Origin of the sequence: Xenorhabdus khoisanae (genome assembly GCF_001037465.1) — a bacterium.
GTDB classification, from domain to species: domain Bacteria; phylum Pseudomonadota; class Gammaproteobacteria; order Enterobacterales; family Enterobacteriaceae; genus Xenorhabdus; species Xenorhabdus khoisanae.
This window is the reverse complement of the sequence record NZ_LFCV01000044.1, coordinates 13,206-35,898: the sequence shown is the minus strand read 5'-3', so window position 1 is coordinate 35,898 and position 22,693 is coordinate 13,206. Positions and strand designations below refer to the sequence as shown.

The 22,693-nt window shown below is 45.6% G+C and carries 18 protein-coding genes; 3 read left to right on the top strand and 15 right to left on the bottom strand.

The window, feature by feature from the left end; all coding sequences use genetic code 11:
* Positions 1–87: 87 nt before the first annotated feature.
* The 14 genes from wecG to trxA all read right to left on the bottom strand — a co-directional run bounded on the left by wecG (position 88) and on the right by trxA (position 15,736).
* Positions 88–825 (bottom strand): lipopolysaccharide N-acetylmannosaminouronosyltransferase, encoded by a 738-nt coding sequence (gene wecG, locus AB204_RS07950; RefSeq protein WP_047962852.1) that lies wholly within the window; start codon positions 823–825, stop codon positions 88–90.
* Positions 812–2,236: an ECA oligosaccharide polymerase gene (gene wzyE / locus AB204_RS07945; RefSeq protein WP_047962851.1), complete on the bottom strand. Its 1,425-nt coding sequence runs from the start codon at positions 2,234–2,236 to the stop codon at positions 812–814. Before wzyE ends, wecG begins: the two co-directional genes overlap by 14 nt.
* Positions 2,233–3,333 (bottom strand): TDP-N-acetylfucosamine:lipid II N-acetylfucosaminyltransferase, encoded by a 1,101-nt coding sequence (locus AB204_RS07940; RefSeq protein ID WP_047962850.1) that lies wholly within the window; start codon positions 3,331–3,333, stop codon positions 2,233–2,235. The genes wzyE and AB204_RS07940 overlap by 4 nt, the downstream gene beginning before the upstream one ends.
* Positions 3,330–4,580 (bottom strand): lipid III flippase WzxE, encoded by a 1,251-nt coding sequence (wzxE, locus tag AB204_RS07935; protein WP_047962849.1) that lies wholly within the window; start codon positions 4,578–4,580, stop codon positions 3,330–3,332. Before wzxE ends, AB204_RS07940 begins: the two co-directional genes overlap by 4 nt.
* 1 nt (position 4,581) lies before the next feature.
* The gene (gene rffA / locus AB204_RS07930; protein ID WP_047962848.1) at positions 4,582–5,712 is read right to left on the bottom strand and encodes a dTDP-4-amino-4,6-dideoxygalactose transaminase; all 1,131 of its coding nucleotides are present in this window, start codon (positions 5,710–5,712) and stop codon (positions 4,582–4,584) included.
* A gap of 1 nt (position 5,713) precedes the next feature.
* Positions 5,714–6,427 (bottom strand): dTDP-4-amino-4,6-dideoxy-D-galactose acyltransferase, encoded by a 714-nt coding sequence (gene rffC / locus AB204_RS07925; RefSeq protein WP_047962847.1) that lies wholly within the window; start codon positions 6,425–6,427, stop codon positions 5,714–5,716.
* Positions 6,405–7,286, bottom strand: a complete 882-nt coding sequence (gene rfbA / locus AB204_RS07920) for a glucose-1-phosphate thymidylyltransferase RfbA (protein ID WP_047962846.1) — start codon at positions 7,284–7,286, stop codon at positions 6,405–6,407. Before rfbA ends, rffC begins: the two co-directional genes overlap by 23 nt.
* 18 nt (positions 7,287–7,304) lie before the next feature.
* Positions 7,305–8,390 (bottom strand): dTDP-glucose 4,6-dehydratase, encoded by a 1,086-nt coding sequence (rffG, locus tag AB204_RS07915; protein ID WP_047962845.1) that lies wholly within the window; start codon positions 8,388–8,390, stop codon positions 7,305–7,307.
* Entirely contained in the window at positions 8,387–9,649 is a 1,263-nt protein-coding gene (gene wecC / locus AB204_RS07910) for a UDP-N-acetyl-D-mannosamine dehydrogenase (protein ID WP_047962844.1), read from the bottom strand. Before wecC ends, rffG begins: the two co-directional genes overlap by 4 nt.
* Positions 9,646–10,776 carry a non-hydrolyzing UDP-N-acetylglucosamine 2-epimerase gene (gene wecB / locus AB204_RS07905; RefSeq protein ID WP_047962843.1) on the bottom strand — a complete coding sequence of 377 codons (1,131 nt, stop codon included), beginning with the start codon at positions 10,774–10,776 and terminating at the stop codon, positions 9,646–9,648. Before wecB ends, wecC begins: the two co-directional genes overlap by 4 nt.
* A 142-nt stretch (positions 10,777–10,918) precedes the next feature.
* Positions 10,919–12,001, bottom strand: coding sequence for an ECA polysaccharide chain length modulation protein (gene wzzE, locus AB204_RS07900; protein WP_047962842.1), 1,083 nt, complete (start codon positions 11,999–12,001; stop codon positions 10,919–10,921).
* Between the two features lie 30 nt (positions 12,002–12,031).
* A complete protein-coding gene (gene wecA / locus AB204_RS07895) occupies positions 12,032–13,120 on the bottom strand; it encodes a UDP-N-acetylglucosamine--undecaprenyl-phosphate N-acetylglucosaminephosphotransferase (RefSeq protein ID WP_047962841.1) in 1,089 nt (362 codons plus the stop codon).
* 356 nt (positions 13,121–13,476) lie between these two features.
* The gene (rho, locus tag AB204_RS07890) at positions 13,477–14,736 is read right to left on the bottom strand and encodes a transcription termination factor Rho (RefSeq protein ID WP_045968130.1); all 1,260 of its coding nucleotides are present in this window, start codon (positions 14,734–14,736) and stop codon (positions 13,477–13,479) included.
* Between the two features lie 673 nt (positions 14,737–15,409).
* Entirely contained in the window at positions 15,410–15,736 is a 327-nt protein-coding gene (trxA, locus tag AB204_RS07885) for a thioredoxin TrxA (protein ID WP_047962840.1), read from the bottom strand.
* 120 nt (positions 15,737–15,856) lie between these two features.
* On the opposite strand from trxA, the gene rhlB reads away from it, so the two are divergent.
* Positions 15,857–17,140, top strand: coding sequence for an ATP-dependent RNA helicase RhlB (gene rhlB / locus AB204_RS07880; protein ID WP_047962839.1), 1,284 nt, complete (start codon positions 15,857–15,859; stop codon positions 17,138–17,140).
* A gap of 58 nt (positions 17,141–17,198) precedes the next feature.
* Positions 17,199–18,707 (top strand): guanosine-5'-triphosphate,3'-diphosphate diphosphatase, encoded by a 1,509-nt coding sequence (gppA, locus tag AB204_RS07875; RefSeq protein ID WP_047962838.1) that lies wholly within the window; start codon positions 17,199–17,201, stop codon positions 18,705–18,707.
* A gap of 55 nt (positions 18,708–18,762) precedes the next feature.
* Here the strand turns inward: gppA and rep are convergent, their stop codons facing one another.
* Complete coding sequence (gene rep / locus AB204_RS07870; protein ID WP_047962837.1) at positions 18,763–20,793, bottom strand: DNA helicase Rep; 2,031 nt, start codon at positions 20,791–20,793, stop codon at positions 18,763–18,765.
* Positions 20,794–21,479: 686 nt separating this feature from the next.
* Here rep and AB204_RS07860 point away from each other — a divergent pair.
* A complete protein-coding gene (locus AB204_RS07860; protein ID WP_047962858.1) occupies positions 21,480–22,595 on the top strand; it encodes a class II histone deacetylase in 1,116 nt (371 codons plus the stop codon).
* Positions 22,596–22,693: the final 98 nt, after the last annotated feature.

Genomic DNA, 22,693 nt, shown 5'->3' with positions numbered 1-22,693 from the left:
AAGGGATGATGAGAGACAAAGCGCAAACCTGCCACAGATGAACAACACACTTTCCATGTGGCAGGCTTAAAACAAAGAATTGCCGGGCTAGAGCTTGCCCCCGTAATAATAGCCGAGGAATCTCAATAGCTTGAATTGCCTACGGATGCGACTTGGCTGAGATAACAGGCGGTAAAGCCACTCCAGACCTAAATTCTGCCAAATTTTAGGGGCACGTTTAACATGCCCTGTAAAAACATCATAAGTTCCGCCAATTCCCATATATAGCGCATCTGGATGTATTTTTCGGCAATCACGCATAAAGATCTCCTGTTTCGGCGATCCCATTGCTACAGTAATAATCGCTGCACCGCTGGCATGAATCCGCTCAAACACCGCATCACGCATTTCTGGTGTAAAATAACCATCTTGGCTGCCCACGATATTGACGTTCCACTGGGTACGCAGTTTATTTTCTGTCTGTGCCAGAACGTCAGGCTGCCCACCGACCAGAAAGACGGGTGTTCCTTCACTACCAGCCCGTTCCATCAAAGCTTCCCACAAATCGGCTCCCGCAATCCGGGATACATCTGCATCCGGGTATTTACGACGAATGGCCCGCACAATGCTAATGCCATCGGCATATAAATATTCAGCCTCATTCAGCAACATGTTCAGTGCATTATCTTTTTCCGCAGTGAGGACTTTTTCTGCATTAATCGCAACCAGCGTCCCTGTTTTTACCTGTCCATCTTGGAAAAGATGATCAAGAAAATGCGACATACCACGAAACCCCCAGATATTGAGGCCACGAATGCGGTATTTGGGAACGTTATTCAACGCCATTTTTCTTCCTTACATCCAAAATCACAGATGTTTTTCGCGAGGTAGCCAAGTTACTGACTACAAACTTTCTAACCAGCCCTGCACTTTCAAACAACCAGTACAGTAATTTCGCCGCGATCAGGCATAGGCCAAAAACAATGCAGAAGAACACAACCCGGGAAACAAAAGAATCTACACCTTCACGGGCAAGTACAATCATATTAAAAATGGCACCAAAACAGAAAGCTTGCAAAATCGCTGCCTTATAGCGATTAGTTTCCTGCTTCCCTGCTTCATAGATCCAATCAAACCATTTGATAAGCAAACCGACAGCAATCGCGCCCAGAGGGATAAAAAACACACCGCCCATTACCACGAGAGAACCAATCAGCGTTGGTGAAATAGCAAGGCCAGAGTGATTATTCAGCACATCCCATGTAAAGTAATTGGCTGTATTCCAGACCAGATTAGGTCTGTCTGGCCACAGCCAACTGGGAATAAAGACATAAAAATCACGGATGATCGGAGCCAGACCCTGAAAATCTATTTTGCTGTAGTTATCCAGCAACAGGGCCAGATTTTCCCACGGTGAGAAGGTATCCCGCGTGAGATACAGGAAAGTATAAAAGGCTTCTGCACCACTTACATCCAGGCCATAGCGCTTTAACGCCAGCCAAAACATGCCGATAATTCCCAATATGCCCGCGGCAAATAGCATCCACAACGTGATCCAACCACGGACAATTCCAATAAACAGGAACAGTGCAAACGCGATAATAATATTAGCCCGCGTTCCACCAACAATCACATAAGTCAGAATGCCAAATCCGACAGTTCCTACCAAAAAACACACCCAACGAATTTTGGTCGGATTCAGAAAAAACACCACCAACATGGCAGGAATGAAGAAATAGAAGAAGCGCTTGAGTGCGACACCGGAAACCTGGCTGGAAAATATCTGGCTATAGGACTGTAACTTAAATAATAAGAAACCGTTCTGCATAAAGAACGATCCCACCGTAACGACAGCAATGCCAGCAAGCAACAGCCATGTGAGATTAGTTTCCACCCGATTCATATTGAATAAGGACTTTCGCACAGAAACAACCAATGGTGTTTCAGGCTCCATGTTATTTTTGCGTGTTCTATAGCTAAGGCGCGTTTTATACGCTACATAGTAAATAGCGTAAAAACAGCCTGACGCCAACATTGCATGCAGCAACGAATCTACCGGAACAACCTGTACATCAAACTGAAACACTAACATACTGGTCAACGGGAAGCCAAAATAGAACGTCAACAGATACAGTAATGAGAAAAAAACATTAAAATTAAAGCGGACACGCCGAAATTCTTGATACGTCAAGGTCAGGATAAAGGCCAATGAACTCACGTAAACGACAAACAGCCCACCGAATTGTGCCAAGGTCATTGATATTCTCCAGATGCCGCCAATAGGGCGCTTTTCCACCCATCAATAAAATTGGGGTCAAAAAAGGCAATCGCCTTTTTATCAAGGGACAGCATCTGACGCTGTGCTTCCTGCACCCAGTGTTTATTCAATTCATCACCATCGAACAGAACAGGCACCTGCTGCTCCGTCAAATCATGCCAGAATGGATTCTGGCGGCTCAAAACAAACGGAATACCAAATTGAATCAGCAAACAGAGTGTTCCAATACCCTGTTGGCGATTGAAAATGAAATAGCCCAAATCGCATTGACGCAGCAGCGATAAATATTCGTCAAACGCCATTTTATCCTGCAAGATACGAACGTTTTGCGCTGGAAACAGCGACAGTGCGGTTTGTTTTACGCTCTGGATATAGGGCTGGTTATTATCGGGGTAACCCATCGGAATAATCACCCGCGCCTCATCCCCAAACTGATGGTGGATCTTATGCAATGCTTCTATATGGCGGTTGGATTGATCTCCTGAATTCCCCAGCAGAATAGTGATCCCTTCCGGCGAAAATGTTTTTTCCGTTACCGTAAGAGTAGGGTCCATCCGGGTTGGGAAATAGAGCAATGAGGATGGCACTCGCATTTTGGATTGGCCTGTGTGCCGGAGAAAATACTGGAGATCACCGCGCGTGGCAAAAATATGCCCTACTCGCTTCTGTGCCAAGCGACGAAGCAGATAGAACAAACGAAATTTCAGTTGCTGGGATTCTTCATATAAATCAGCTCCCCACGCATGCCACCAAAATTGATATCGTTTAATTTTGCCCACTAATAAAGCCAACCACAAAGCAGCGTTAAACTGCCCGTGAAAGAAAAAACGGGTTGCTCTATCTGCCCTTGCTTTTTCAATCACTGCCTGTGAAAGAGCGGCTTTATTCTCATAAACAGAGATAGTCAAACCAGAATAATTAGAATTAGTTAGCCATGTGTGGTCTTTGGACACCACCATAAAACACGGTTTGGCCGAAAAAGGTATTTCCTGAGCCAAGACGTCATTAAAGAAACGCAGCAACGTTTGATTGTGATGTGGGATATCCGATCCCAAAACGTGGATTAGGGTTGTCATGCTCGCCTGCGATAAATGATAAATACGCTACAACAAAGAATGAAATAAACAATGTAAGTTGCCATATATGACTGAGCCGCACCCAATGCCCCATTTTTCGGTATTAGCCAATGGGAGAAACCACTCAGCAAGAGGAACTGACTGACCTCAGCCAGAACATAAAAACGCAGTGCAGCTTTTGCTATCACCAGATAACCAAAAACATAAGCGCCAACTTTCAACACATCACCCACTAACTGCCATGCGAATAACTCCCGCATCGCGGTGAATTTGTCTGAAAACAGCAACCAAATAACAAAATCACGCAACAACCAGACTGAAAAACTGGCAGCAGCTACAGCAGGTAAGACAAATTTCAGTGCTTTTACTATTTCACTGGTAATATCCTGCTTACTCTCTAAGCGAGAAAGAGTCGGCAGCAGATAGACCGTGAAGGAAGCCGTAATAAATTGTAAATAGGCATCAGAAATGCTACTCACGCCCTGCCAAATTCCAACTTCTTCCCAGCTATAACGTGCCGCCATTAAATTTCGCATCATGACATAAGCAACGGGTAACGTTATGGAGGTCAGTAATGCCATAAGGGTAAATTTACCCAAATGACTGGCAATCGCCCGATCCCACATGGGTTTCAGGGCGGAAAATGCAATGGCTTTGCGACGCAAGATCATCAACCCTGCGGGCAAAACCACCAATGCAGGAACTAAAGCCAAGCCAGCCAACGCACCTTCATAGCCTCCCAACCAATAACAGAGGCCATAGGCAATCACCCCCGTCAGGCTGCCCAGAATAATTGCCAGCGCGTTTCCCTGAGCATCCCTGAAACCTTTCAAGATAGCCAGAAAATAGTTGGCGTAAGCGATGCCCATTTGAATAAATGCGAGCGCCTGCACAACAGATTTGTAATGATTGTGACCAAATAAACCGATACTGATGACATCACTGAACAAGAGGAAAATCACCGCCAGCAGGGTCGAAAAACCGAGAATAATCGAGGATGAGGTTCCCAACACGGCCCTGAGTTTTTCCGGTTGCTGATGATGATCCGCCACGTATTTAGTGACGCCATTAAAAATCCCCGCACCAGACAACACGCCTAATACGGTGATGAGTTGGCGAAAGTTACCGGCCAGCCCCACACCTGTTGGGCCAAAAGAAACCGCCAGCAATTTAATGATCAGCAGCCCCGCACCTATTTTGATCAGTGTGGAGCCAGCCGTCCAAACAGAAGCTTTAGCAAGTGACATATCAGGCGAAAAACTCCTTGATACGGTTGATGACAACTTGCTGTTCTTCGTCAGTGATATTGTAGAACATCGGCAAACGCACTAAACGGTCACTTTCACGGGTCGTAAAACGATCTTCTCCGTGGAAACGGCCACATTTTTCACCCGCTGGACTGGTGTGCAATGCCACGTAGTGAAATACGCTCAGAATACCGTTCTCTTTCATGTAACGGTTAAATGCTCCACGTTCTCCCACATCTTTCAGTTTGATATAGAACATATGGGCGTTGTGTTCTATGCCTTCCGGGACGATTGGCAAGGTCAAGTGCCCCGCATCGGCCAATGGCTTCAGGGCCTGATAATAGTTGTCCCACAAGGCCAGGCGACGCTGGTTAATTTCTTCAGCAAGCTCTAATTGCCCCCACAGATAAGCGGCTTGCAGGTCAGATAACAGATAACTGGAACCGATATCACGCCAGGTATATTTATCTACTTGCCCACGGAAAAATTGGCTACGGTTAGTACCTTTCTCACGAATGATTTCGGCACGGGCGATCATGGATTTATCATTGATTAATGTCGCCCCCCCTTCACCACCCGCCGAATAATTTTTGGTTTCATGAAAGCTGTAACAACCAATGTGCCCAATCGTACCCAGTGCACGGCCTTTATATGTGGACATGACACCCTGTGCCGCATCTTCCACCACATGCAGGTTATATTTTTCTGCCAGTGCCATGATGGTATCCATTTCACAAGCAACACCCGCATAATGCACTGGCACGATGGCGCGGGTTTTCTCTGTAATGGCCGCTTCAATCTGGGTTTCATCAATGTTCATCGTATCAGGGTGAATATCTACGAACACGATGGTTGCTCCACGCAGAACAAAAGCATTGGAGGTAGAAACAAAGGTATAACTCGGCATGATGACTTCGTCACCCGGCTGAATATCCAGCAAAATAGCCGCCATTTCCAGTGAAGCCGTACAAGATGGTGTCAACAACACCTTTGGGCAACCAAAGCGCTGCTCCATCCAGGCTTCACAACGTTTGGTGAACTCGCCATCGCCGCATAATTTACCACTGGCCATTGCTTGTTTCATGTATTCCAATTCAGTGCCGACTATCGGTGGTTTGTTAAATGGAATCATTTCATCCTCTGTATAACCAATATGCAGTGCTCTCAATAATGGCACCGCGACGTGTATAAAGACGCAAGGCAGTGATGTTACTGATTTGTGTTGCCACTCTCAGCCGTTGTATCTGGTGGTTCTGGCACCATTGCTGCGCCGCCGACATTAATTTTTTTCCAATTCCCTGATGATAATTCCCCGGTACAGCAGCCAATAAGCCAATGCGCGCTTCATGGCTTCCAATATCTCTCAGGGTGACAAATCCCATCATTTTACCGTGTTCATCATTGATAAGCAGACATTCGTGGTCGAACGTACCCAAAACGGCTTTTTCGACCCAAGTCGCATAAAATCGGCCACTGTCATCCGGCTGATACCACGGCTTACGGAAACGGCTGTCCGTAAACACATGAGACGCTACTGATTTTAATTCGGGTATATTTTGTCGTTTTGCAGAAATGAGTTCTTGCCCCGTATGAATATCAGCATTATCCCCGGCATCAATCGATAACAGTAAATCCACCTCGCCTTCCACCAAAGCAAATCCCAAAGCGGACAACCCATCAATAATGGATGTTTGCTGTGCAGGAACTTTTGCCTGTACCAATGCGTACTCATCCAACTGAGCAGTCGTTAGTGCTGCGGCTTCCGGTGAAAAATTCAGACGCGCAGTGGATACCCCAAAGAATTGGCTATCCCAAATCAAAGGTTCAAGGTTGGCGTGAATAAACATTGAGCAAATCCATCAGATATTTGCCGTAACCCGTTTTAGCCAGCTCCGCAGCAGCCTCTTTCAATTGCTCAGCGCCCAGCCAACCATTACGCCATGCTATCTCTTCCAGACAGGCAATCTTGAAGCCCTGCCGTTTTTCAACGGTCTGAACAAAGGTGCTCGCTTCAATTAAGCTGTCATGGGTGCCCGTATCCAGCCAGGCAAAGCCACGCCCGAGTAATTCAACATTCAATTCGCCACATTCCAGATACATTTGGTTGATGCTGGTGATCTCTAATTCACCACGGGCGGAAGGCTTCACTTGTTTAGCAAAATCGACCACTTTGTGGTCGTAAAAATAGAGCCCTGTCACCGCCCAGTTGGATTTAGGCTGTACGGGTTTTTCTTCAATGGAAAGTACCCGATATTGCTCATCAAATTCCACGACGCCAAATCTATCAGGGTCCATCACTTGATAACCAAATACGGTAGCGCCTGTTTCACGCGCCACCACATTTTGCAGTTTCGGGCTAAAGGCCTGACCAAAAAAGATATTATCGCCAAGTACCAGACAACAAGTATCATTGCCAATAAACTCTTCGCCAATCAAAAACGCTTGAGCCAATCCATCGGGAGAGGGCTGTTCAGCATAGCTCAGACGAATGCCAAATTGCTCACCATTACCCAATAGTCGCCTAAAAGCGGGTAAGTCATCGGGTGTAGAAATAAGCAGGATATCGCGTATTCCCGCCAGCATTAAAACTGACAGCGGATAATAAATCATCGGCTTGTCATAAATAGGCAATAATTGTTTTGATACGCCACGTGTTATTGGATACAAACGGGTGCCAGATCCCCCCGCCAGTATAATTCCTTTCATGCTATCCCCCAGACGGGCTTATTCATTTCCCAGCCCAAGACGTTCCCCTGCATAAGAGCCATCCTGAACCCTACGCCACCAATTCTCATTCTCCAAGTACCATTGCACAGTCTTGCGGATGCCAGACTCAAAGGTTTCTTGTGGCGTCCACCCCAGCTCGCGTTCAATTTTCGCTGCATCAATTGCGTAACGCATATCATGCCCCGGGCGATCCGTCACATAAGTAATCAGATCACGATAATACTCTACCCCCGCAGGTTTTTCGGGGCACATTTTTTCAAGACAAAATTCTTCCAGCAATTCACAAATCGTTTCCACTACATCGATATTTCTGCGCTCATTATGTCCACCGATGTTATAGGTTTCACCGGGTTGTGCCTTGGACACCACCAAATGCAATGCGCGTGCGTGATCTTCCACATACAGCCAGTCACGGATTTGCTCTCCTTTGCCATAAACCGGCAGTGGCTTACCCGCCAACGCGTTCAGGATAATCAATGGGATTAGTTTTTCAGGGAAGTGATAAGGGCCATAGTTATTGGAACAATTGGTGATCACCGTCGGTAAACCATAAGTACGACGCCACGCCCTGACCAGATGGTCGCTGGAAGCTTTAGATGCAGAGTATGGGCTGCTCGGTGCGTAAGGCGTCGTCTCAGTAAAGAAGCCGTCTTCACCGTGCAGGTCACCATAAACCTCATCTGTTGAGATATGGTGGAAACGGAATTTGGCCTGTTTTTCCTGATCCAATTGCTGCCAAAACGCCCGCGCCGCTTCCAATAAAGTATAAGTACCAATGATGTTGGTTTCGATAAAGGCGGCTGGCCCATCAATGGAACGGTCAACATGACTTTCTGCCGCCAGATGCATAACCGCATCCGGCTGGTATTGCAGGAATACACGATCCAAGGCATCACGCTGACAGATATCCACCTGTTCAAACGCATAGCGAGGATGATTAGCCACCGGAGCCAATGATTCAAGGTTACCGGCATAAGTCAGGTTATCGACGATGACTACGCTGTCTTCTGTCTGACTGATAATGTGACGAACAACCGCAGAGCCGATGAAGCCTGCACCACCTGTAATAAGAATACGTTTCAACGCCAAACTCCTTTTGTATCAACAACCCATTTTTGTTTGATTTCATCGCCATGAATGGCTTTAAACTGACGGTGATCCACCAGCATCAATACAACGTCTGCCTCTTCCAATGCCTGGTTCACATCCATCAATTCAACCAGACCTGTCAATGATTTTGGCAGTTCATGTACATTGGGCTCAACAGCCACGGTTTTCCCTGCATGCCACTGTGCAACCATTTCAGTGATGTGAACCGCCGGGCTTTCGCGCAAATCATCAATGTTCGGTTTGAAAGCCAGCCCAAAACAAGCAATTTTAACCTCACTCGCCCGTTTGCCGCTTTCTGCCAGACAATCCGCCACTGCCGATTTCACTTGATCAACCACCCAAAGCGGTTTTCCATCATTGACTAAACGCGCGGTATGAATCAGACGAGATTGTTCAGGATTCTGGGATACGATAAACCACGGATCGACCGCGATACAGTGCCCACCAACACCCGGTCCGGGCTGCAAGATATTTACGCGAGGATGACGATTTGCCAGACTAATCAGTTCCCAGACATTAATGCCCTGTTCAGCACAGATCAAAGAAAGCTCATTGGCAAACGCGATATTGACATCACGGAAACTGTTTTCAGTCAGTTTGCACATTTCTGCCGTTTTGGCATTAGTGATAACACATTCGCCTTCAAGGAAAGTTTTGTACAGTTCGCTTGCTCTGGAGGATGATTTGGCTGTCATACCGCCCACCACGCGATCGTTTTTGATCAATTCCACCATGACCTGGCCCGGCAATACGCGTTCAGGACAATAAGCGATATCAATGTCCGAATCTTCGCCCGATTGTTGGGGAAATGAAAGATCAGGGCGTGCCGCAGCCAACCACTCTGCCATCTGTTCTGTCGCACCAACCGGCGAAGTAGATTCCAGAATGATTAAGTCACCTTTCTTCAAGACTGGCGCTATTGATTCCGCAGCAGAGTGCACATAAGCCATGTCCGGTTCGTGATCGCCTTTGAAAGGCGTAGGCACGGCAATCAAGAAAGCGTCCGCAGTTTGTGGAACTGTTACGGCTTTCAAATAACCGCCTTCAACGGCAACTTGCACCACTTTCTCTAAATCAGGTTCAACGATATGAATTGCGCCACGGTTGATCGTCTCTACCGCATGTTGATTGACATCCACACCAATGACGGTTTTTTTGCGGGAGGCAAATGCTGCTGCGGTGGGTAAGCCAATATAACCAAGCCCGATCACAGAAATTGTTTCAAAACTCATAATGTCACCTGATTTTTCTTTAATGCTTCAAGAATTCGCTGGCAAGCCTTACCATCACCGTAAGGATTATGGGCATGGCTCATCTGTTGGTAAGCGATGTCATCCGTCAATAAGCGCGTCACTTCTGCAACAATAGTTTGTGTTTCTGTCCCCACCAATCGCACCGTCCCCGCATCAATCGCTTCAGGTCGTTCGGTGGTGCTGCGCATAACCAGAACAGGTTTTCCCAAAGAAGGGGCTTCTTCCTGAATGCCGCCTGAGTCGGTCAAAATCATGTAGGCATGATTCATCAAATAGACGAATGGCAGGTAATCCTGAGGTTTGATAAGGATAACGTTATCAATGTCATGCAAAATACGCTTAACGGGTTCACTGACATTTGGGTTCAAATGAACCGGATAAACCACCTGAACTTCAGGATGCGCTCTGGCAATCTGGGCCAACGCTTCACATATGCGCTCAAACCCTTCACCAAAGCTCTCACGACGATGGCCTGTCACCAGAATCATTTTTTTATTCGGATCAATGAAGGAATAAAGTTCAGCAAGCTGGCCATATATGGCTTCGTCATTCATGATGCGGTCACGTACCGACAGCAGAGCATCAATAACCGTATTACCTGTAACAAAAATACGATTTTCTGCAATAGACTCTTTTAAGAGATTATTTCTGGAGTTTTCCGTTGGCGCAAAGTGGTACATCGCCAAGTGTCCGGCAATTTTACGGTTGGCTTCTTCCGGCCAGGGAGAATAAAGGTCTCCGGTCCTCAGCCCTGCTTCGACATGGCCCACAGGAATATGCTGATAGAATGCGGCCAGACTGGTTGCCATAGTCGTAGTCGTATCGCCATGCACCAACACCACATCCGGTTTAAATTCTTCCAATACAGGCTTTATACCTTGCAGGATCCGGCAGGTAATATCCGTGAGATCCTGCCCTTTTTGCATGATGTTGAGATCAAAATCTGGCGTTATTCCGAACAAATGCAACACCTGATCCAACATCTCTCTATGCTGGGCAGTGACACACACTTTTGCGTCAAAGGCAGTATCCCTAGCCAATGCGTGTACCAACGGTGCCATTTTGATGGCTTCCGGTCGAGTACCAAACACAGTCAACACTTTCACAGTGGCTCTCTTATTTTGTCAATCATTGCAAATGCTTCCACAAAAGCGGAGGGTTAATTACCATTTCCATTCCTACTTCCGAGCAAGATGCACACAGATACAGGTTACCGAGAACAGTCATTAACCCTGAAAAACTGATGAGTTATTTACATGAAGTATTATATGGACTGACGGAGCGTGAGCGCTTTACCAAAGCAACTCCAGCACCAACCAACATGCCAATGGCACCCCACATAATCATCATGAAAGCACGGCGAGGGCTGTCCCGATTGACAGGTTCCTCGGGTGTTCTGAGATAACGGTAAGTCTGGAAAGTACCCTGTAAAGTCGGGCCGACATTCAATGTAGCCAGCATCGCCATGTTTTGATCATAATCGATGCTGTAATTCGGGCCCGTAGCTTCCAACGTTTCAATCTGGGCTTGCAACAATGGCATACCCAACATAAACATTTTAGATTCAGGCAATTCTTCGATAGGAATGTTTGTTTGATTACGGTGAATACCTTGTTTCTCAGCCACTTTCAATGACTGCTGCAAGACATTCAATTCACGATTGTACATTGCCTTGGCTACCATCTCCTGACGTTTAACCAATGCTTTCATTGATTGGGTTCGTGTCGCCCATGCACCTTTAATTTCGTTGTTCAGATGGGTACTTGCCCGTTGATTGGCAAAAGCAATATATCTGCGCAGCAGTTGGTTCGCATCAACTGCTGTTTCTGCTGTCAACTTGATATTGTCATTGGGGACTTTTCGGTCATCACTCCGCGTGATTTGAATATTGTTGATCAACTCATCCAGCAACACGGCATCCGCTTTGGTCGTCCCTTTCCTGCGCTGTTTGTAATAATCAGAATCAAGCCAGAATTCACGACGGGTATCATACGCCGCAACCTGTATCATGAATTCTTTGTATGCGCCATCGGGAATAGTCGGCAATTGTGCTTCTGGTGAGGCATTGATATGGGTATCCAAATTACGCAAGAATTGTTGTTGCGAGTAATAGCTACCCAGATTATTGGTCGTCGGTAAATCCACAACAGCGGTTGCGCTCCACTTTTGCTGCATCAGAGAAGATGCACTCAGAGCGACGGCAGCGAAAATGATTGCCAGTGCGATAATCCATATCTTTCCACGCCACAGAGCATAACACAGCGCACGAATATCCAGCTCATGCTCTATAGCCTGTTGATCCTGTTTAGGTTGCGTTTCTGAGTTTATCACTGCACAAAACCTCTTTGATAAGTCAATGTATTAATGATGACTTGCTGCCCGGTGCATACGACGTTTACACCGTTTGATAAAACGGGCTACACGCCATGCTCGTTTGATGCAATAGCCATATAGCACAAAAGCAAGCAAAAATAATGCCAACATCACCCATTCAGGAACAAAGCTTAACCGTTCTCCAATAATTCCAACCGATGCCAACAAAACGGCTGCTAAAGTAATCAAGATGAATGCCTGGCGAGAAGTAAATCCGGCACGCATGATCAAATGGTGGATATGTTGGCGATCCGGAGAAAACGGGCTCATTCCCTTACGCAATCGACGATACATAATGGCAACCATGTCCATTAATGGGATCGCGATTATCCACAGTGCTGTCACAGGTCTGATAGAAGGGCTTTCCCCTTGAGTCGTTGTAGTCAGTAACCAAATAATAGTAAAACCAATGAGGGTACTCCCTGCATCCCCCATGAATACTTTGAAACGTTTTCCGACTAAACCTAGATTGAGAAATATATAAGGCAAGATCCCTGCAATAAACGTAAAACACCAAAATGCCAGTGCTGTATTGCCATTTTCATACAGCATAATCCCCAATGCGCCGAACGAGACACAAGAGAGTCCGCCCAACAAACCATCGATACCATCCACCATATTGAAAGCGTTGATGGCAGCCCAAACAGCAAATAAAGTCACAACGTAGCTGAATGGACCCAGTGTCATTTCCCATGGTCCGAAGGTATTACCCAAGCTTTCAAGCTTAAGGCCGGCAAAATGCATCATGCCGATACCAACGAGCGCTTGGATGGTTGCCCGAATCTTCACGCTGATATCAAAACGGTCATCTAATGCACCAATAAAAACTAATACTCCTGCACAAGCCAAGTATAGCCACTTATGAGGAATGAACTCTTTCGTGATAACGAATGCAAAACAAACACTAAAAAAAACAGATATTCCACCAACCAAAGGAATTAAGCCATGGTGGCGTTTACGGTAATTTGGTTTATCAACCAACCCAATTTTTTTTGCTACTTTGCGAGCCACAAACAAAAATGCGAATGAGAATATAAATACGCAAAAAATTTCGACACTCATGCTAGGAATATTCACAATAACAACTCTCTGTAAAAATAATGATGGGGCATCTATTATTCGTTCACTTATGGATGTCCCATTCAACCCCAAACCCGTAAATTCCCTGTTAACAAAACAAGGCGTCCTGATTTATAAAAATTATCAAATGGATCATGCAAATGGTAAAACGTGACTGATAATCATCTACTGAGCAACTATCTATAAGGCACTATAAAGTGTCTGTTCAGAAAATACTCATTTAATCATTCGAAAAACATGCAAAAAATGTACCATTTCAGGCCAATAGAGTAAGTCACTGATAAAAAAAACGCCACAGGAACGTGGCGCTTTGGTGTAATAGCTGCTTTTCTTTATTCAAAACTATTTCAGAACTATGAACGTTTCATAAAGTCGAAGAACTCTTCGTTTGTTTTTGTCATAGCCAGTTTGTTGATAAGGAATTCCATTGCATCGGTTTCACCCATCGGGTGAATGATCTTACGTAGAATCCACATCTTCTGTAGCTCATCCTGAGTAGTGAGCAACTCTTCTTTACGTGTTCCAGAACGGTTGTAATCAATGGCAGGGAAAACACGTTTTTCAGCAATCTTACGGGACAGGTGCAGCTCCATGTTACCTGTACCTTTAAATTCTTCGTAAATGACCTCATCCATCTTAGAACCGGTATCAACCAGCGCCGTTGCGATAATGGTCAGGCTACCGCCTTCTTCAACATTACGTGCTGCACCAAAGAAACGTTTTGGACGATGCAGCGCATTCGCATCCACACCACCGGTCAATACCTTACCGGAAGCAGGAACCACGGTGTTATATGCACGGGCCAGACGAGTAATGGAGTCCAGCAGAATAATAACGTCTTTTTTGTGCTCAACCAGACGTTTTGCTTTTTCGATGACCATTTCAGCCACTTGCACGTGGCGGGAAGCGGGTTCATCAAAGGTTGAAGCAATCACTTCGCCTTTTACCAGACGCTGCATTTCGGTCACTTCTTCTGGACGTTCATCAATCAGAAGAACCATCAGAACACAGTCTGGGTAGTTGTGGGCGATGTTAGCTGCAATATTTTGCAGCAGCATGGTTTTACCTGCTTTTGGCGGAGCAACAATCAGGCCACGCTGACCACGGCCAATCGGCGCTGCCAAATCCAGAACTCGGGCAGTCAAATCCTCAGTAGAACCATTACCGCGTTCCATGCGCAAACGGTTGTTGGCATGAAGTGGTGTCAGGTTTTCAAACAAGATTTTACTGCGGGCGTTTTCAGGCTTGTCAAAGTTAACTTCATTAACTTTCAGCAAGGCAAAATAACGTTCACCTTCTTTTGGCGGGCGGATTTTCCCTGAAATGGTGTCACCGGTACGGAGGTTAAAGCGGCGGATTTGACTAGGAGAAACGTAGATATCATCAGGACCTGCAAGGTAAGAACTGTCTGCGGAGCGGAGGAAACCAAATCCATCCTGTAATATCTCCAGCACACCATCTCCGAAAATATCCTCTCCGCTTTTCGCATGCTGTTTGAGAATAGAGAAAATGATGTCTTGCTTACGCATACGAGCCAGATTTTCCAGCCCCATATTTTCGCCGAGAGTAATCAACTCAGATACCGGCGTATTCTTTAATTCGGTAAGATTCATAATGGTGGGTTCTTTAACTCGGGGTATATCTCGAACTATGAACGTGAATGGTATGGCAGCGTTATCGGTGCCTGTTTATTTGTACCAGAAACGAATAAATCCTTCTAACATATTAAATTATATTACAAGGCAATAGTTTGAAGTACTCTGATTGATTTCAAAATAAGGCTGACAAACTGTCAAAACACGACTGAGATAATAACAAAACGTGGTTAACTTCAATATCGGAACTATCTCAGCGTAAGCATTATCTCGGTGTGAGCACTGTTTATAACTATAAAACATCCTGTTATAACTATAAAAACACCCTGCTTAAAGATGTTCAGCATCAGGACGCTATCAGCGTACCAAGCTATATACCGAATGCTCCGTATATAGGCTCAGAAACTTTACTAAATGCGATATGCTATCAGATACTTCAGGTGATCCAGAAATAACAGATTTATCAGACACTACAGATTGTTTAGTATGCAACAGGCTTAATGTCAACTCTTTGCATCAATAACCCTTTATATCGAATAAAGAATTCACTCATGCAAGGTTTCATACAAGTAATGTTTCATACAAGCACGTGGTCGCTAACTTACCACGCTTCGTAGCGGACGTCTAGCGGTCAATAGGATAAATCACTCTATACGCTAAACGCCCGTAATTACTGTGACCAGACTCTAAATTAGAGGTACTGCTCCAAAAACTCTTTCAACTGAGTTTTTGACAAAGCTCCCACTTTTGTCGCTGCCACTTCACCATTCTTAAACAAAATCAGTGTAGGAATACCGCGAATACCGTATTTTGGTGCTGTATTTGGGTTATCATCAACGTTTAACTTGGCGATAGTCAGTTTGCCTGCGTATTCTTCAGAAATTTCATCCAGAATAGGGGCAATCATTTTGCAAGGACCACACCACTCAGCCCAAAAATCAACGAGGATCAGACCTTCTGCTTTCAGTACATCGTTTTCAAAACCAGCATCGGTCAGATGGGTAATATTCGCACTCATTTTTTTACTCCAAAAATAAAATCTTTTACAGTATCACTGTACATTAACCAACATACGGGTGTCTTTATTTCAGCGGATACACTTTCTTAAAGCAATAGTTAACTGATATTCTACCACGCTATGAGCAAAACACATTTGACAGAAAAGAAGTTTTCCGACTTCGCATTGCACCCAAAAATCTTAGAAGCTCTTGATAAAAAAGGGTTTTCAAACTGCACGCCGATACAGGCGCTAACATTGCCTTTTACTGTCGAAGGCCGAGATGTTGCGGGGCAAGCACAAACCGGAACAGGCAAGACGCTGGCATTTCTGACGTCTACTTTCAACTATTTACTGGCTAATCCTGCTGCTAAGGAGCGTAAAATCAATCAGCCAAGGGCGCTGATTATGGCTCCTACCCGCGAACTGGCTGTCCAGATTTATTCTGATGCAGAAGAACTGGCAGAAGTCACCGGATTGAAAATGGGTCTTGCTTATGGTGGCGATGGCTATGATAAGCAACTTAAGGTGTTAGAATCTGGCGTCGATATCGTCATTGGTACAACCGGTCGCCTGATCGATTACACAAAACAGGGGCATATCCAGCTTGGTGCCATTCAAGTTGTCGTACTTGATGAAGCCGATCGCATGTATGACCTGGGCTTTATCAAAGACATCCGTTGGTTGTTCCGCCGGATCCCAGCAGCGACTGAAAGAATGAACTTGCTGTTTTCTGCAACGCTGTCTTACCGGGTGCGTGAACTGGCCTTCGAACAAATGAATAATCCTGAATATGTGGAAGTAGAACCCTTGCAGAAAACAGGGCATCGCATTCAGGAAGAGCTGTTTTATCCTTCCAATGAAGAAAAAATGCGTCTGCTACAGACTTTGCTGGAAGAAGAGTGGCCTGATCGCTGCATCATTTTTGCCAACACCAAACATCGTTGTGAAGACGTCTGGGCTCATTTGGCTGCTGATGGTCACCGCGTCGGTTTGCTGACGGGTGATGTTGCACAGAAAAAGCGCCTGCGGATCCTCGAAGAATTCAGTCAGGGCAATCTGGATATTCTGGTCGCCACCGATGTTGCCGCTCGTGGGTTGCATATCCCCTTAGTGACACATGTCTTTAACTATGACCTGCCGGATGACTGTGAAGATTATGTCCATCGAATTGGCCGGACTGGTCGTGCCGGAGAAAGTGGTCATTCCATCAGCCTGGCATGTGAAGAGTACGCGCTGAACTTACCTGCTATTGAAGAGTATATTCAGCACCAGATACCTGTCAGCAAATACAACAGCGATGCATTGCTGAAAGATTTACCCGTACCCAAGCGCCGTAACCGCGCCCGTTCAGGGGGACACCCACGGCGCACCAATATGCCGCGCCGTGGCAACCCGACGCGCAGTCGCAATCGCCCAAGCTAAAATGACGCAATGATGAAATAATACGATGCTGAAATAACACATGCCGGAATAAAATACTATGCTGAGTTCTTCTTCGCTCTATGCCGCTATCGATTTAGGCTCAAACAGTTTCCACATGCTGGTGGTCCGTGAAATATCCGGTAGTATTCAAGTGGTCACCCGCATCAAACGCAAAGTCAGGCTGGCCGCCGGATTGGATAAAAATAACCATTTATCGCAGCAGGCAATGGAACGGGGATGGCAGTGCCTCCGCCTTTTTTCCGAATACTTGCAGGATATTCCTGCCACGCAGATCCGCGTTGTTGCTACAGCAACCTTGCGTCTTGCAGCAAATTCGGATGAGTTTGTGAGAAAAGCTTCAGCAATATTAAGTAGTCCTGTCAATGTCATCAGTGGTGAAGAAGAGGCTTGCCTGATTTACCAAGGTGTTGCCCACACCACAGGTGGGCCTGAACAACGGCTTGTCGTGGATATTGGAGGTGCCAGTACAGAACTCGTAACAGGCATCGGGGCTAAGGCCAGTCAGCTATGCAGTCTTGAAATGGGCTGCGTCACTTGGCTGGAACGTTATTTCAATGATCGCAGCCTGACAGAAGAAAATTTCGCCAAGGCGGAATCTGCTGCCCATGTCATTCTAAGTTCCGTCGCCACAACTCTGCTTGAGCAGGGGTGGCACATTTGCGTGGGCGCTTCCGGTACAGTACAGGCTTTGCAGGAAATCATGATTGCTCAGGGCATGGATGAGTTGATCACCCTGCCTAAGCTTCAGCAACTCAAACAGCAGGCAATTGAGTGCGGCAAGCTGGAAGAACTGGAAATTGATGGGCTGACACTAGAACGGGCATTGGTTTTTCCCAGTGGTTTGGCAATCTTAATTGCTATTTTTCAGGCATTGAAAATCGAGAGCATGACACTGGCAGGTGGCGCATTACGTGAAGGTTTGGTTTACGGGATGCTGGATTTGCCAATTGAGCAAGATATTCGCGAAAAAACCCTGCGTAATATGCAGCATCGCTTTCAACTGGATACTGAACAAGCACAACGTGTCAGACAGTTGGCCGAACACTTTTGCCAGCAAATCGCCAAACCCTGGGAGTTGAATGAACGCTGCCACGAATTATTAAGCAGTGCATGTTTACTCCATGAAATCGGTCTGTTCATTGATTTTCGTCAGGGAGCAGCGCATTCTGCTTATCTGGTTAGCCATTTAGATCTGCCCGGTTATACACTTGCGCAAAAACGCCTGTTGGCCGCCCTGTTGAAAAATCAAAGTGGTCCTGTGGACTTAGCATCACTCAGCCAGCAGAATGCTCTACCACCATTGCAGGCACAACGGTTATGTCGTTTATTGCGCCTCGCAATTATTTTCGCCAGCCGTCGGCGAGATGACTCTTTGCCTGCTTTGCGGTTACGGGTAGAAAATGAAACTCTCATGATCACCCTCCCCTACCAATGGCAGATGAAACACCCACTCAGGGCTGAAGCATTGCAGCAGGAAATGAAATGGCAAAGTTATGTCCAATGGCCGCTGTTTCTTGAAGAACAGAATAACTCCCGCCTAGGCTAATCCTGTATTTCCATACCCTGTATTCATACCGGATACAGGGTTTTCATCAAGTGGCTTACCTGCCAACATTTTTTTGCCCAAGCCCCAAACGCGATTTAATATCCGCAAGGCGTGATTGCCCCTGTTTCATTCGCTCTTCCGCACTTATCACCCTTTTCCCCTTCGGCCAATGCAAGTCATCTTGCGGCAATTCCAGCAAGAATCGGCTTGGTTCAGGACGAATGAGTTCACCATACTGGCGACGCTCTTTGCTCAATGTGAAAAAAAGCTCTCTCTGCGCACGGGTAATGCCGACATAAGCCAGACGGCGCTCTTCCTCTATATTGTTTTCATCAATGCTGCTTTGGTGCGGCAACAGACCTTCTTCCATCCCCACCAGAAATACATAAGGAAATTCTAATCCCTTAGAAGCATGTAACGTCATTAGCTGAACCTGATCCAGCTCTTCATCTTCCTCTCCCCGCTCCAGCATATCTCGCAATGTAAAACGGGCTACTACTTGAGAAAGCGTCATTGGATCATTCAAATCATCGCCTTCAAGCATTTCGCTCATCCAGGTGAAGAGTTGGTTGACGTTCTTCATTCTCATTTCAGCCGCTTTTGGGCTGGGCGAAGTCTCATATAGCCAGCTTTCGTAATCCATACCACGCAGTAAGTCTCTCACTGCCAGCAGTGGCTCACGCTCCGCCTGACGGGATATTTCATCCATCCAATGAGTGAAACGCTGTAATGCAGCCAAGCCACGCCCGGTCAGATGTTGTTCCAAACCAAGGCCAAAACTGGCCTGATACAGGCTCTTGTTACGTTGATTTGCCCACTCGCCCAATTTCTGGATCGTTACCGCACCGATTTCTCGCCGTGGTGTATTAACGATGCGCAGAAACGCACTATCATCTTCAGGATTGGTTAGAACACGCAGGTAAGAGAGCAAGTCCTTGATTTCTGGTCGGGAAAAGAACGACGTTCCACCTGAAATGCGATAAGGAATGCGGTTTTGCATCAACATTTTTTCGAAGATCCGGGACTGATGATTGCCTCGATAAAGGATCGCGTAATCTTTATATTCCGTTTTATTGATAAAGTGATGAGCGATCAATTCACCTACCACACGCTCAGCTTCATGATCTTCATTATTCGCTTCTATCACCCTGAGCGGGTCGCCATAATGTAACTCTGAAAAGAGTTTTTTCTCAAATACATGGGGGTTGTTGGCAATCAGAATGTTCGCCGCTTTCAATATTCGTCCCGATGAACGGTAATTTTGTTCCAGCTTAATGACATTCAACTGCGGAAAGTCCTCTTTCAGCAGGATCAAATTTTGTGGGCGAGCGCCACGCCATGAATAAATGGATTGATCATCATCACCAACTACCGTAAAACGTGCGCGATTCCCAACCAATAGCTTCACCAATTGATACTGGCTCGTATTGGTATCTTGGTATTCATCCACCAGCAGATAGCGAATTTTATTCTGCCAGCGTTCTCTGACTTCTTCATCACGCATTAACAGCAGTGTCGGTTTGGTGATCAGGTCATCAAAATCAAGCACGTTACAACTGTTCAGATGCAAATCATAGCGGCGATAACACTCTGCAAATTGATGTTCTTGTGCCGAACGAGCTGTCCTGATTACCTGCTCTGGCGGCATTAAGTCATTCTTCCAGTTGGAGATGCAGGAAATAAGTTTTTTTAACAGATCCTTATCTTCTTCCAGTAGATCCGCGGTAAGATCTTTCAGCAATGCCATCTGATCTTGATCATCAAACAGTGAAAAATTACTTTTCATGCCCAGCGCTTTGTATTCGCGCTTGACGATCTCCAAGCCCAAAGTGTGAAAAGTTGAGATCGTCAGCCCTTTCGTTTCCTTGCGGCCTAAAGTCTGCGCTACACGCTCTTTCATCTCACGTGCCGCCTTATTGGTGAAAGTCACCGCAGCAATCTGACGAGCTTGATAACCACAGGTGCGGATCAGATGGGCTATTTTATTGGTGATCACGCGGGTTTTACCGGAACCTGCACCGGCCAGAACCAGACAAGGCCCTGTGACAAATTCAACCGCTTGTTGTTGGCTTGGATTTAATCGCATACTGTTTCAAGATGATATCTGGATGAAAGATCAGAAAGCAGAATTGTAGCAGAAAGCAAGATTCAGAGGCGGTTTTCTTTACATGAGTGAATTATTACAAGATAAAAGAGTAAAAAGTGCCGATATATTCTATTTTTGAATTTTATTTTTTAATGGATTAATAAAAAGTAGAAAAATGGACTTATTACAAATACTCTTAACCCATAAATATTTAGCTATCTCTTCTGCCATATTTGATGTCATTGTTGGGATCTCATTGTACAAGGAAAAAACGCCGCTTTATGGTGTTCTATCGACATGCATTCTCTTTGTTACGCTTCATAGGAATAAACACCAGCCCATAGCCACAGCCACAATCACAATCACACTCATCTTTCTGTTATTTATTACTTTTTTACTTACCCCCAAGCGTAACAGGGAGACAGATAACCAAGTCATCTATTATTCATTACCTTGCTGGATAGCCGTCACCAATATCGTCATCGGCCTTTTTATATGATTATCTATTAATATTTAGTAACGTAGAAAATTAACTTGATTATTTTTTACTGAGGATTGCCATGAATTTATTTAAATTAAATGATGACTGTCTATTAATTGAAATAAGTAACGTTTGTTTAACCTCATTAGTGCTATAACAATCACTACGCTTATTGACATGAAATCAATAAAAGGGAGGTAATATGGTGTTACGTAAGACAGGCTTTTTCTTTGACGAATACTGTTTCTGGCATAATTCCGGGTTACAACATGTCGTCGTACTTCCCGTTGGTGGATGGGTACAACCCCCCAGTAGTGCGGGACATGCTGAATCACCAGAAACCAAACGCAGAATGAAAAGCTTAATGGATGTTTCGGGTTTAAGTCGCTCACTGCAACTACGGAGCGCTGAGCCTCTTGATGATGCAACGTTAAGGCTAGTTCACACTGAAGATTATTTACAACGTTTTAAATCCGTAAGTGATAATGGCGGAGGAATGTTAGGATCTGAAGCCACGATGGGACAAGGTAGCTATGAAATCGCCAAATTGTCCGCCGGACTCACCTATGCGGCGGTAGAAGCCGTGTTACAAGGCGAATTAGATAATGCCTACAGCCTTTCCCGTCCTCCCGGACACCACTGCCTGCCGGATAAAGCGATGGGCTTTTGTTTCCTTGCCAATATCGCCCTCGCCATTGAGTACGCCAAAGAGCAACTTGGTGTAGGCCGGGTTGCTGTTATTGACTGGGATGTTCACCACGGCAATGGCACACAGCATATATTCTGGGAGCGTGATGACGTTTTGACTATTTCACTGCATCAGGACGGTTGTTACCCTGAAGGTTATAGTGGCGAAGAAGATATCGGTGCAGGCAAGGGAGAAGGTTTCAATATCAATATCCCATTGATGGCCGGTGCTGGGCATAATAGTTATCTCTATGCCATGGATCAAATTGTGCTTCCTGCATTGCGACGTTACCAACCAGAGCTGATTATTGTTGCCTGTGGCTATGACGCCAATGCCTTCGATCCTCTCGCACAGATGCAACTGCACAGTAACAGTTTCCGTGAAATGACCCGCAAGGTACAACAGGCAGCGGATGAATTGTGTCATGGAAAATTAGTTATGGTTCACGAAGGTGGTTATGCCGAAGCCTATGTCCCTTTCTGTGGATTGGCTGTTATGGAGGAATTAAGTGGCATTCGTACCGATGTCATTGATCCTTTACTAAACAATATTCAATTGCAGCAACCTAAAGAGCGATTTGAAGCATTTCAGCGTCAAGCTATTGATGAGCTGAAACGGCAATTCGAGCTGTAAGAATTACCTATAGCCAGTAGATTTCAAATGATTGCCTGAAGATGGAAGGAACAACCTGCCCGATGAAACAACTTCGGGCAGGGAATATATTACTTTCT